This window comes from Bradyrhizobium sp. SSBR45G (genome assembly GCF_030159255.1).
Classification (GTDB): domain Bacteria; phylum Pseudomonadota; class Alphaproteobacteria; order Rhizobiales; family Xanthobacteraceae; genus Bradyrhizobium.
On sequence record NZ_BSCT01000003.1, the window covers coordinates 96,146 to 108,089 of the forward strand.

The 11,944-nt window shown below is 66.4% G+C and carries 10 protein-coding genes; 3 read left to right on the top strand and 7 right to left on the bottom strand.

Annotated elements, in window-relative coordinates; all coding sequences use genetic code 11:
- Positions 1-8 precede the first annotated feature (8 nt).
- Together QQL87_RS05220 and dusA are read left to right on the top strand one after the other, a co-directional pair.
- Positions 9-1,055, top strand: a complete 1,047-nt coding sequence (locus QQL87_RS05220; RefSeq protein WP_284416764.1) for an ABC transporter ATP-binding protein — start codon at positions 9-11, stop codon at positions 1,053-1,055.
- Positions 1,056-1,476: 421 nt separating this feature from the next.
- Positions 1,477-2,475: a tRNA dihydrouridine(20/20a) synthase DusA gene (dusA, locus tag QQL87_RS05225; protein WP_284416763.1), complete on the top strand. Its 999-nt coding sequence runs from the start codon at positions 1,477-1,479 to the stop codon at positions 2,473-2,475.
- Position 2,476: 1 nt separating this feature from the next.
- Here the strand turns inward: dusA and QQL87_RS05230 are convergent, their stop codons facing one another.
- The 7 genes from QQL87_RS05230 to QQL87_RS05260 form a co-directional block, all read right to left on the bottom strand.
- Entirely contained in the window at positions 2,477-3,505 is a 1,029-nt protein-coding gene (locus QQL87_RS05230; RefSeq protein ID WP_284416761.1) for a pyridoxal phosphate-dependent aminotransferase, read from the bottom strand.
- Positions 3,506-3,564: 59 nt separating this feature from the next.
- Positions 3,565-4,101 carry a TIGR02281 family clan AA aspartic protease gene (locus QQL87_RS05235; protein ID WP_284416760.1) on the bottom strand — a complete coding sequence of 179 codons (537 nt, stop codon included), beginning with the start codon at positions 4,099-4,101 and terminating at the stop codon, positions 3,565-3,567.
- 28 nt (positions 4,102-4,129) lie between these two features.
- A complete protein-coding gene (locus tag QQL87_RS05240; protein WP_284416759.1) occupies positions 4,130-4,327 on the bottom strand; it encodes a DUF1289 domain-containing protein in 198 nt (65 codons plus the stop codon).
- 47 nt (positions 4,328-4,374) lie between these two features.
- Complete coding sequence (locus QQL87_RS05245) at positions 4,375-5,973, bottom strand: sensor histidine kinase (protein ID WP_284416758.1); 1,599 nt, start codon at positions 5,971-5,973, stop codon at positions 4,375-4,377.
- Positions 5,974-6,110: 137 nt separating this feature from the next.
- Positions 6,111-7,541, bottom strand: a complete 1,431-nt coding sequence (locus QQL87_RS05250; protein ID WP_284416757.1) for a PepSY domain-containing protein — start codon at positions 7,539-7,541, stop codon at positions 6,111-6,113.
- A gap of 7 nt (positions 7,542-7,548) precedes the next feature.
- The gene (locus QQL87_RS05255) at positions 7,549-9,945 is read right to left on the bottom strand and encodes a TonB-dependent receptor domain-containing protein (RefSeq protein ID WP_284416756.1); all 2,397 of its coding nucleotides are present in this window, start codon (positions 9,943-9,945) and stop codon (positions 7,549-7,551) included.
- A gap of 362 nt (positions 9,946-10,307) precedes the next feature.
- Entirely contained in the window at positions 10,308-11,177 is an 870-nt protein-coding gene (locus QQL87_RS05260; RefSeq protein ID WP_284416755.1) for an NAD(P)-dependent oxidoreductase, read from the bottom strand.
- Positions 11,178-11,437: 260 nt separating this feature from the next.
- Between QQL87_RS05260 and QQL87_RS05265 the strand changes: the two genes are divergently transcribed.
- On the top strand, positions 11,438-11,884 hold the full coding sequence (locus QQL87_RS05265) for a VOC family protein (protein WP_284416753.1): 447 nt from the start codon (positions 11,438-11,440) through the stop codon (positions 11,882-11,884).
- Positions 11,885-11,944: the final 60 nt, after the last annotated feature.

Sequence of the window (11,944 nt, forward strand, 5' to 3'; positions counted from 1 at the left end):
GACCAGCGATGACCAAATCCAGACCCGCCTCGGTCGAATTCAACCATGTCAGCATGCGCTACGGCCCGGTGACGGCGGTGGACGATGTCAGCTTCACGATTCACGCGGGCGAGCTCGTGACCCTGCTCGGCCCGTCCGGCTGCGGCAAGACCACGACGCTCCGCATGATCGCCGGGCTCGAGATCGCGAGCCGGGGGCAGATCCTGATCGGCGGCAAGGACGTCACCCGGCTGTCGGCGGCGGACCGCGACGTCAGCATGGTGTTCCAGTCCTACGCGCTGTTCCCGCACATGACCGTGCTCGAGAACGCCGCCTATGGGCCGACAGTGAAGGGGCTTGGCAGGGCCAAGGCCGAGGCGATGGCGCGCGAGAAGCTCGCGCTGGTCGGGCTCGCCGGCTACGAGGCGCGCTATCCGGCCGAACTGTCCGGCGGCCAGCAGCAGCGTGTCGCCGTGGCCCGCGCGCTGGTGCTGGAGCCGCAGGTGCTGCTGTTCGACGAGCCGCTGTCCAATCTCGATGCCAAGCTCAGGCGCCGGGTGCGCCAGGAGATCCGCGAACTGCAGCAGCAGCTCAAGCTCACCGTCGCCTATGTCACGCATGACCAGGAGGAGGCGCTCGCGGTCTCCGACCGCATCATCGTGATGTCGAACGCGAAGATCGCGCAGCAGGGCTCGCCGCGCGAGCTCTACGAGAGCCCGGCCAACGGCTTCGTCGCCGACTTCATCGGCGATGCCAACCTCGTCGATGTCACGATCGAGGCGGTACACGACGGACAGGCCCAAATCGTGCTCGGCCCCCTCCGCCTGACGCTGCCCGCGCGCGGCCTCACCCCCGGTCCGGCCAGGGCGGCCATCCGCCCCCACGGCATCACGCTCGGCCCCGGCCTCGCAGGGACCGTCCGAAAATCCTCCTACCTCGGCGACCACATCGAGTTGACCGTCGCAACCCCAGTCGGCGAGCTGCTGGTCCTTAGCCGGCAGACGGATGCGTCTCCCGCCGTGGGTGCGGAGATCGAGCTGTCATTTGCGGGGCGGAGTATTGCGCTGGTGAGCTAGGGGGCGCTCGGTGCAGGCCATGAGTCCGGCTACACCATCGCCATGGGCTCGTTAGAGACGCGCGGCTGTCTGATACGAAAGGTTACATCGTTATGACGACCCATGCCTCGCCTAACCGCGACGAGGACCAGATCGCCGACGGCGCTCAGCCCGCTATTTCATCGTCGTGGTATTGTTGTCGCCGCCGCTCGATATCGATGGCCCATTCGTCTGCGTCCTTTCGGCGGAGAAACGTCCCGTTGACATATTTTCCCTTTCGTCGGACTTGGGCTCTCCAAGAGCCGGATTTCAGTCTGGTGAAAGTTGCCATGCGTGTGCGCTCCGTGTGCGCTCAGGCGGCGAAGAGCCGGAAAAAACATCGCGCTGTGGCGTAGATTAGAGTGCACACGGGGCGACCCAACGAACTGAATATTCTCGAAAAATGAAGCAATCTCAATCACATAGATTTGCCGTGGCACCCATGATGGATTGGACCGACCGGCACTGCCGGGTGTTCCATCGGCTGCTGTCGCGCCGGGCGCTGCTCTATACCGAGATGGTCACGACGGGCGCCGTCATCCATGGCGATCGCCAGCGGCTGCTCGGCTTTGACGCCAGCGAGCATCCCATCGCGCTGCAGCTCGGCGGCTCCGATCCTGCCGATCTCGCGACTTCGGCGCAGATCGGAGAGCAGTTCGGCTACGACGAAATCAATCTCAATGTCGGCTGCCCGTCGGACCGGGTGAAGGACGGCCGTTTCGGCGCCTGCCTGATGGCGGAGCCTGCGCTCGTTGCGGCCTGCGTCGCGGCGATGAAGCGCGCGGTCCGCATTCCCGTCACGGTCAAGTGCCGCATCGGCATCGACGACCAGGATCCGGAGGTGGCGCTCGATGCGCTGGCGGATGCGGTCGTGGACAGCGGCACCGACGCGCTGATCGTGCATGCGCGCAAGGCGTGGCTGAACGGCCTGTCGCCGAAGGAGAATCGCGACATTCCGCCGCTCGACTACGACCGGGTCTACCGGCTGAAGGCGAGGCTGCCGCAGGTGCCGGTCATCATCAATGGCGGCATCAGCAGCATCGCGGCGGCGCAGGCGCATCTCGCTCACGTCGATGGCGTGATGCTCGGGCGCGCGGCCTATCAGGAGCCGTGGCGGTTGCTCGAGGTCGATGCCGTGCTGTTCGGCGAGGCCGCGCCGCATCAGACCATGAAGGACGCGCTGGCTGCGCTCGAGCCTTATATTGCGCGGCAGATCGGGCAGGGCGCGCGGCTCCATTCCATCACGCGCCACCTCGTCGGCGCCTATCACGGCGTACCCGGCGCGCGAGCCTTCCGCCGCCATCTCGCCGAGCGCGGCGTCAGGCCGGAGGCTGGCATCGAGGTGCTGCGCGAGGCGGTCGCGCTGGTCGAGGAGCGCGCGCCGGCTGCAATGCTCGCCTGATTCAGCTGGTTGCCGGCAGCAGCTCCGCCACCGCCTGGCGCGCGATCGCGTTGTCGTCCGGCAGCCCGATCGAGATCCGCAGCCAGGTGTCGAAATGCGGTTGGGCGCGGCCGATGAGGATGCCGCGCGCGGCCAGCGCCGCCGCCACCTCGGCATGCGGACGCCCGCAGTCGAAGAACACGAAATTCGCCTTTGAAGCGCTGAAGCGACGCTTGCGTGTCCGCAGCAGCGCATGCCACGCCTCGCGCTCGGCCGCGACCTTGGCGCGGACGGCGTCCAGATGGCTGGGATCGTGCAGGCTGGCCAGGGCAGCGACGAGGCTCAGCCGGCTCAGCCCGAAGAAGGCGCCGATGCCGATCTGCTTGAGCGATGCCGCGAGCGGTTTCGGCGCCAGGGTGTAGCCGATCGCGAGGCTCGCCAGCCCATGGATCTTGGAGAAGGTCCGGAACACCGCGACATTGGCGCCGTCGCGCACCGGCGGTGCGACCGTGCGCGCGGCGAAATCAGGCAGGAATTCGAGATACGCCTCGTCGACGATGACCAGCGCGCGTGTCGACAATTCGCGCACCGCCTCGATGAAGTGCGTGGTTTCGCTCACCGTGCCGGACGGATTATGCGGGTTGACGAGATAGACCGCGCGGGTGCGGTCATCGACGGCGGCCGAGATCGCGGGCAGGTCGTTTTCGAGCTGGTGGTTCAGCGGCACGCCGATCACGGTGCCGCCGGCCGGCGCCACCGCATCGACCAGCGCGGTATAACCCGGCTCGGACGTGATGAAGGCGCCGCCCGGGCCGCCGTGAGCGGAGAGATAGAGCCCGAGCACGTTCAGATTCTCGCCGAGCACGATCTGATCCGGCGGCACGTTGTCGTGCGCGGCGATTGCTGCCGTGAGATCCTCGACCTCGCGTCCGGTGTAGCGGGCGAGGCCGGACAGATCAGCCCTGATGGCGGCAACGGCCGCCGGCGAGGGCCCGAACGGGTTCTCGTTGAGCGCCAATTGAATCGGATGCTGACTCTCAAGCTCTGCCATGGCGCGGAGCCTAGGCCGAGACTTGCAGGCCCCGCAAGACAGGCCACGGCGGGAAGCCGTCAGCTGCGGTCGGGATAGCCGTGCAGCATCAGCCGGTCCGAGCGCACCTCGAAGCGTTCGAGCCGGTCGAGGAAGCTCATGCCGAGCAGGTTGGTCTTCATCTGGCCGTGCGGCACCACCAGCGCCGGCACTGAGCGCTCCACCAGATTGCCGATCGCCAGCCGGTCGAGCGTCAGCCGTGCCGCCTTGGTGTGGCCGCCGGCGGTCTCGACGTCGACGTCGTAGTCGAGCAGCTCGAGCGGCAGGCCTGCGGCCTTCGCGGTCTCGTAGGTCAGCACCACCGATGTGGCGCCGGTGTCGACCACCATCGGCGCGGTGATGCCGTTGATCTTGGCACGCAGCGCGAACTCGCCGCCTCTGGTGCGCTCGATCTCGACGGCGTTGGTCTTCGGGCTCGTCTTCGCCCTGAGCGCGCGGCTGCGCAGCACCTCGGAGACAGTGTCGCTGGCAAGCGCGGCCTGTTCCGGATCCTTGTAGACGATCACCGCGCTTGCGGTGAGCACCATGGTGACGAGCACCAGCACGACCTTGTTCATGCGGCGCCTCCCGTCCGGCGGGAGGCGTTCAGCCGTGCCGCCGCGCCAGTGCGGGCAGGCCGGCGTCGTCCATGCGCGCAGGCAACCCCTCCATGAGCGTCAGCCGCTCGTCGCGCGACATGCGGCCCCAGCGTGCGATCTCCGGCAGTGTGCGGCCGCAGCCGAAGCACAGCTTCGTCCTGGGGTCGATCATGCAGACGGCGATGCACGGGGTGTCCTGGCTCATCGTTCGAGTGTGAAAGGTTCTGGCGCTGTTTTGCAAGATCAATCATCTCACAGTCCCGTCCCGGCATTCATGATCGGCTTGCGCAGCAGACGCCGCTTCTCCTGAGCGGGGTCGCTGGTCGGTTCCGGCTGCAGCGGCGGCGCCTCGTCGGACAGCGGCGCGAGCGCCGACATCACCCGCTCCGGCGGGAAGGTCACGATCACCTCGGTGCCGATGCGGACCTTGGATTTCAAGGTGAACGTGCCGCCATGCATCTCGATCAGGTTCTTGGCGATCGGCAGGCCGAGGCCCGCGCCCTGTTCGGCCGACTTGATCGAGTTCGAGCCCTGGCCGAACGAGGCGAGCACGATCGGGATCTCGTTCTCGGGAATGCCGGAGCCGGTGTCCTTGACGCTGAGATATTGTCCGCCCGACGCCGTCCAGCCCGCCTTGAGCCAGATCTCGCCACCCTGCGGGGTGAACTTGATCGCGTTGGAGAGCAGATTGAGCACGACCTGACGGATCGCGCGCTCGTCCGCCCAGAGCCGCGGCATGTTCTGCTCGAACACCTCGTGGATGGTGATGCCGCGGCTGGTGGCGCGCAGCTTCAGGAGATGATGGCAGTCGGCGATGACGTGCACCAGCGCCACGGCCTCCTCGTTGAGCTCGTAGCGGCCGGCCTCGATGCGGGAGAGGTCGAGGATCTCGTTGATCAGATTGAGCAGGTGGACGCCGGAATTGTGGATGTCGGCGGAATATTCCTTGTAGACCGGCACGGCATGCGCGCCGAAAATCTCGCTCTTCATCACTTCGGAGAAGCCGAGGATCGCGTTCAGCGGCGTGCGCAGCTCGTGGCTCATCTGGGCGAGGAAGCGCGACTTGGCGACATTGGCGGCCTCGGCGCGGTAGCGCGCCTCGTCGGAGATCGCCTTGGCCTGCTCGAGCTCGCCGATCAGCGCGTCCTTCTCGGCGCGCGCCTCGAGCGTCGCCAGCGTCGTCGAATGCAGCTGGTGGGCGAGCAGCACGAAATAGCCCTCGGCGGCGACGGCAAATCCGGCCAGCAGGTAGTTGTCGAATGTGCCTGACAGCGCGAGGCTGAGCGTGATCGCGACCGTCACCGGCGCGGTCACCGCCACGGCCGCGACCGGCAAATTGGCCGCGAGCATGCTGGAGACGGCGATCACCAGCAGCATCAGGAACATCATCAGCGTGCCTGAGACCTCGGCCAGCGCGGGGTGGATCAGGATCGCCATCCAGCACACGCCGTAGAGCAGGTCGAGCAGCACGAAGCGCGTGCGCCAGCGCCGTGTCGCCGCCATCGACGGCTGCTCGGCGAGGAAGTTCGAGCAGTTGCGGACGATCGCGGCATGGATGCAGAGCACGCCGAGCGTCCAGGCGCCGGCCGCCACCGCATGCAGCCAGACGCTGAGCATCAAGCCGGTCGCGACCACCAGCAGCATCACGATGTAGGATGCGGAGATGCGGGTCTGCGCGTATTGGCGCAGCAGCTCGCGGTCGAAGGCGGGCCGCGTTCCCGATGTCGAGGTTAACCGGTCGCGCGCCTCGCGCACCCGCTGCTGCGCGGCCCGGCGCTGGCTAGCCGGTGCAAGCGCCGGCGCATCGGCCGGAAGCTCGACAACTTCGGGCTTTTCCGCAGGTTTACTCATCAACAACACAAATCCTGCCCGTCGCCGCACGGGCTGCTTTCTGCATCGTCTATAACTGGCTCGAAATCCTTAAGACGGATTATAGACAACGAAAAATTTGCGTTAACGCTGCGTTAAATTAACGAGTATGGCCGGTCTCAGCGGAGCTGCAGCCGCAGGCGGCGCCAGCCGATCACGAGCCCCGTGATGCTGAAGGCAACGCCGAGCGAGCACAGGCCGACGATGAGCATGGTGCGCAGCATCGGATGGGCGAGCAGGGTCGGGAAGTCGAGCGTGTGCAGCGCCTGATACAGCCAGCGATAGGCGCGCCGGGACGGATCGAGCTTCTCGAGCACCGCGCCCGAGGCGGCATCGACGTGATACCACGTGTCGCCGCAGATCACGCGATGGACCGGCGCTCCCGGCACGTCGGAGGTGAACGGATGGTCGTCGCCCGGCTCGACCTCGATCGAGCGCGTGCAATCCGCGCGCATGCCGGCGGTCGCGGCATTGACCTCGGCCGGCTGCAGGAATCGTCCGACGATCCGCCCGGAGGAGCCGTCCAGCACTGAGATCTGCTGCTGGCTCAGCGCCCGCCGGACGCGCTGATAGAGGTGGCCGCCGAACGCAAACCATTCGATCTCGCGGGCATCGCCGGACGCAACCGGGAGCGGGGCGGCGGTCAGGGCGGTCCAGTCGGGTGCGCCGATGAGAACGGCTTCCTCCGTTGCTGTGAGATGGCCGGTCGCAAACAGCCGGCCGTGGTCCATCGACAGCCAGCCGCTGACGATCCAGGTCAGCACGAATTGCGTGCAGACGAGGCCGGCCCAGTGATGCCAGAGGTGCCAGCCGTAGTAGCGCGAGGACAGCCGCGCCCCGCGCCGCCTCAATCTGACGGGACCGAGCAGGGCGCCAGCGACGGCGGCAATGACGGCTGCGAGCGACAGCCACCACACCGTCACGTTCCAGGCCGCCCAGTCCCTGCGCAGCACGGTCGGATAGATCCAGTGGACGACGCTGCCGACATAGTTCCAGGCGCGCGCGAAGTGGCTCGTATCCAGCACCACCTCACCGGTCCGGGAGGAGACGTAGAGCTCGGTGCCGTCGGGATCATGGAGCGCGATCCGGTACAGCGGGCGATGCACGTCGAACCGGTTCGGCACCGTCCATTGATCGTAGGCGTCCAGCGCGATGACGGCGGCGCCGCTGGCATCGAGTCCGCGCCGCTGCGCCGTGATCCGCGCAATGGACAGAGCGAGATCGGGAGCGGCGACGTCGGCCGCCGCCAGCGCGTCGGCATGAAGGGCCACGCTGCGGGCGGCGGCGGTGACGACATAGACCGGCCCATCCACCCGCTGCCATAGGCGGATACGGTCGGGGCGATCGATTCCGCTCGCGGAGAGTGCATCCGTAGCACTGCGCAGCGGCGCGGCGTGATCGATCAGCGCCAGCCCGGCGAAGCGCTCGGTCTCCGTCTGGGCCGGGAACGGCACGAAGTGCATCACGATCCCGGTCGCAAACCACAGCACGAACAGCGGACCGAGCGGGATGCTCAACCATCGGTGCGTGAGGATCAGCGCCCGGATCATGCCGAGGTCAGAACTTGAACGAGGCTTCGACCTCGTAGGTGCGGGGCGCGCCCAGGAAGATCTGGTCGGGATAGAACGGATCGCTCCAGGCCGCGTAACGCCTGTCGGTGACGTTGCGGACGCGGAAAGCGAGGCGTGTGCTGGTCGCGGTGGCAAACATCGGCACCTTCGGTAGATCGATGAAAGCGAACAGATCGGCGGTGGTGTAGGCGAGCAGCTTCACCGTGTTGGCATCGGTGCTCCAGCGGTCGCCGACGTGGCGAACGGAGAAGCCGAGCTCGACCGGCCACCAGCCCGGATTGAGGAAGCGGTAGGAGCCGCCGCCATTGACGATGACAGCCGGAATGTTCGGCGGCGTGTTGCCGGAGAACGAGCCGCCGCCGGCGAGATCGTAATCGGCGTAGCGCGCCCGGACATAGGTGACATTGCCCCAGAGCTTGCTCTCCGGCGTCGGGCGCACCGCGGCTGATATCTCGATGCCTTGCGACTTCACCTTGCCAGCGAGGTTGAGCTGCTGGCCGGCCTGGGCGCTGTAGACATTGTTGCGCTCGATGTCGAAAGCGGAGAAGGTCCATTCCGCCCGTCCGTTCCACGCGAGCTGCTTGACCCCGGTCTCATAGCTGCGGGAGTCCGACAGCGTCAGATTCTGCGTCGGGCTGAGCAGGAAGATACTGTCGGCCGAGATGTCGCTTGCCGTCGCATATTGGCTGTAGAAGGTGGTGCCCGGCAGAGCTTCCCAGGTATAGCCGATGCGGCCCGTGACCGGCTGCCAGCTCTTCGAATAGGGGAAGCCGCTCTTCACCACGCCGTCCTTGTCGATCGCGTTGCGGTCGAGCGTGAACGGGTTGTAGCGCAGGCCGCCGACCAGGGCGAACGTGTCGGTCAGCTTCAGCCGGTCCTCGAGATTCAGCGCCACGCTGTCGATGGTCGCCGTCTGCAGCTGGGTTGTCAGAGTGCCGAAGACACCTCTGTCGAACCCGACCAGCGGCACGGTGTCGTGAAAGAAGTTCGCCGCGCCGGGCCGCGTGAAGTCAGTATGTGAGCTCTCGACCGAGGCGACGAGGCGGTTGGCGAGACCGAAGACGCTGCCGTTCCAGGTGAGGTCTGTGACGTTGCCGACGATGTTGTGATTGTGGTGGACGAAGAAGCGCTCGCGATCGACCACGTTGGTCTTGGCGTTGAACGCCGAGACCTCGTTGTTGTACCAGTCGCGGCTGGCATTGTAGTTGTAGATCTGGCTGCGCAGCGTGACGGCGTTGTTCAGGTCCCATTCGAACCCGCTGCGCAGCCATGATTCCTTGATCGTCTTGTGGCCGTCGACCACGTTGTAGTTGGTCGACAGCGTGCGGCCGTCGATCGTGACTGCGCCGAGATTGGTGAGGTTGTAGTCGGACACCTTGGTGCCCGACACGATGCCGCTGGTCGCATTCGCGCCGCTGACGGCGACCGGCACCAGCGGCGTGCCTTCATAGGGCTTGGCCTTGTAGTCCTTGAATTCGGCGGCCACGAACGTCTTGAAGCTGTCGGACAGGCGGTAGTTCAGCTGGCCCGAGACGTGGAGGTTCTTGAACTCGGTATCGTCGATGAAGCCGATCTCCTTGGTCCTGCTGATGTCGAAGCGATAATCGAGCCCTTGGACGGTCGTGCTGCCGCCCGAGCCGAAGCCGCTGCGGAAGCTGCCGCGCTGGTCGAAGCCGAGGAAGGCGTCGCTCTCGACCGGGCCGGTGTGCGGCGCCTTGGTGACGAAGTTGATGGTGCCGCCGACCGCGCCCTGGCCGGAGATCAGCGAGGAGGGGCCCTTGAGAAACTCGACGCGGTCGAGGTTGTAGGTCTCCATCGTCAGCGCGGTGAAGCCGGTCGGCCCGATATTGATGCCGTTGTAGAGCACGTTGATCTGGTTGCCCTGGAAGCCGCGCATCGCAAAGCCGACGTCGTTCGGGGCGTCGCCGGCGCTGACGCCGGTGGCGCCTTTCACCGTGTCGACGGTCGTGTGGTAGCCCTGCTCACGCAGCGTCTCGGCGCCGACGACTTCGATCGAGGCCGGCACCTCGCGCGACGTAAGACCGAGGCGGCTGCCGCTGGCCGGGGTTGCATTGCCGTTGAGCGGGGTGGCAGCCGTCATGGTCGAGGCGGGCAACGACGGTCCGGGCCCGGTTGCCTGCGACGTCGCGCGCCGGGGCGCCGTCCGTGCCGCCGGGCTGACAGGCCGTGTCGACGACGGCGTGCGGCCCGCGGCTTGCCGCTGGCGCGGGGCGTCGACCGTGACGTCGGGCAGCAGGGTGTCGGCCGCTGCTCTCCGGTCCGGATTGGAGACTTGCTGCGCATCGGCCGAGGTCATGGCCGAGCAGCCCGCGACCATCAGCCCCGCCAAAGACACTGAACTCCAGAATTCCCGCACCCTCATTTCGCTTCCCATCGCGGATGCCGACCGGGGCCAGTCTCCGCGCCCCCTTACACTCATGATGACGGGACGAGAGTTAGCCGAATTAGCGCATGATGTAATGTTATAACATTACATGTGCGGCATTCTGGTGCTAGGTGTCTCGATCCAGCAACACGTGCGAACGATTAGCGATTGCAACGGGTATCAGCGAGTCGCCGCAGGTGCAATGACGTGGGGGGCGACGGACGGGTGAAGCACGGCCCGACGGCGTGCTGCGGACCGGCCTGACATGCGCGCGCGAAGGGGGGCGGGAATAGTAGGGTCGGTGATCTGCCGCCCCCTGAAGCGGCGGCGGCAGATCGGTCGTTGTGAAGCCTGACGGATTACTTCTCCAGCCGCGCCAGCAGGCTGCACGTATCCCAGCGCTTGCCGCCGAGCTTCTCGACCTCGGAGTAGAACTGGTCGACCAGCGCCGTCACCGGCAGATGGGCGCCATTGCGTCGCGCCTCGCTGATGCAGATCGACAGGTCCTTGCGCATCCATTCCACTGCAAAGCCAAAGTCATACTTGCCTTCGTTCATGGCCTTGTAGCGGTTCTCCATCTGCCAGGACTGGGCGGCGCCCTTGGAGATGGTGTCGATCACGGCGGGGACGTCGAGGCCGGACTTCTTCGCAAAATGAATGCCTTCGGCGAGGCCCTGCACCAGACCCGCGATGCAGATCTGGTTGACCATCTTGGTCAGCTGGCCGGAGCCGGCCGGCCCGAGCAGCTTGCACATCCGGGCATAGGCGGCGATCACCGGCTCGGCGCCGGCAAAGGCATCCTGGGTGCCGCCACACATCACGGTCAGCACGCCGTTCTCGGCGCCGGCCTGGCCGCCCGACACTGGCGCGTCGATGAATTTGAAGCCGGCCTTGGTGGCTGCGGCATCGAGCTCACGTGCCACTTCAGCCGAGGCCGTGGTGTGGTCGACGAAGGTCGCGCCCTTGGTCATGCCGGCGAAGGCGCCGTCGGCGCCGATCGTGACCGCGCGCAGGTCGTTGTCGTTGCCGACGCAGCACATCACGAACTCCTGGCCCTCGGCGGCCTGCTTCGGCGTGGCTGCGGTCTTGCCGCCGAACTTGTCGGCCCATTCCTGCGCCTTGGCCGCGGTGCGGTTGTAGACCGTGACCTCGTGACCACCCTTCTTCACGAGATGTCCTGCCATGGGGAAACCCATGACGCCGAGACCGATGAAAGCGACTTTAGCCATTTGAGCTACCTTGCCCTTGAGGTTCTGCCGACGGCCTTGAGAGGGCCGGGCGGTTCTTGAGGAAAAACATCAGCAGCCGGCCGGGTTCCGGCGGCACGCTGGACGCCGCACCATAACGGCTTGCGAGGCAGGGGCAACGCCTTCGTGACGGATGCGAACGCGCGCCGTCGTGCTAAAGAGGCATCATCATGACGGCTTGCAAAGCCGTCATCCCGCGACGAAATCCAGACGTTCAACCAATCAATCAGGGAGTGTCTCGCATGGGCGTCAGCGTCGGCGTGCTCGATCATTTCAACATCCGGACCCGCAACCTCGCCGAGACGGTCCGCTTCTATGAGGACGTGCTCGGGCTGGAGAATGGCGACCGGCCGAATTTCGCGTTCCCCGGTGCCTGGATGTACAGCGAGGGCCGGCCGGTGGTGCATCTGGTCGACATCTCTCCGACCGAGGAAGCCCAGAAGCCGGACTCCGGCGTCGTCCACCACGTCGCCTTCGTCAGCCGCGGCTTTGCCGGCATGAAGGCGCGGCTCGCCGCCAAGGGTATGCCGTTCGACGCGCGCCAGGTGCCGGGCGGCGAGCTGTGGCAGATCTTCGTGCGCGACCCCAACGGTGTCATGATCGAGCTCAATTACGAGGCAGCCAAGGAGCAGGCCGGGGACGCGCCGGTGGAGACCGCCGCCGACATCGGAACCAAGGTGGCGTTTTGAGCCGCTCCGCATTATGAAGCAGCGCAACAGCGGGCCGGAATGGAGCCGTCGGCGACGACG

Excerpts from the sequence above, each read along its gene's own strand:
- QQL87_RS05220 (WP_284416764.1), top strand. The coding sequence starts at position 9 with ATGACCAAATCCAGACCCGCCTCGGTCGAATTCAACCATGTCAGCATG.
- dusA (WP_284416763.1), top strand. The coding sequence starts at position 1,477 with ATGAAGCAATCTCAATCACATAGATTTGCCGTGGCACCCATGATGGAT.
- QQL87_RS05230 (WP_284416761.1), bottom strand. The coding sequence starts at position 3,505 with ATGGCAGAGCTTGAGAGTCAGCATCCGATTCAATTGGCGCTCAACGAG.
- QQL87_RS05235 (WP_284416760.1), bottom strand. The coding sequence starts at position 4,101 with ATGAACAAGGTCGTGCTGGTGCTCGTCACCATGGTGCTCACCGCAAGC.
- QQL87_RS05240 (WP_284416759.1), bottom strand. The coding sequence starts at position 4,327 with ATGAGCCAGGACACCCCGTGCATCGCCGTCTGCATGATCGACCCCAGG.
- QQL87_RS05245 (WP_284416758.1), bottom strand. The coding sequence starts at position 5,973 with ATGAGTAAACCTGCGGAAAAGCCCGAAGTTGTCGAGCTTCCGGCCGAT.
- QQL87_RS05250 (WP_284416757.1), bottom strand. The coding sequence starts at position 7,541 with ATGATCCGGGCGCTGATCCTCACGCACCGATGGTTGAGCATCCCGCTC.
- QQL87_RS05255 (WP_284416756.1), bottom strand. The coding sequence starts at position 9,945 with ATGAGGGTGCGGGAATTCTGGAGTTCAGTGTCTTTGGCGGGGCTGATG.
- QQL87_RS05260 (WP_284416755.1), bottom strand. The coding sequence starts at position 11,177 with ATGGCTAAAGTCGCTTTCATCGGTCTCGGCGTCATGGGTTTCCCCATG.
- QQL87_RS05265 (WP_284416753.1), top strand. The coding sequence starts at position 11,438 with ATGGGCGTCAGCGTCGGCGTGCTCGATCATTTCAACATCCGGACCCGC.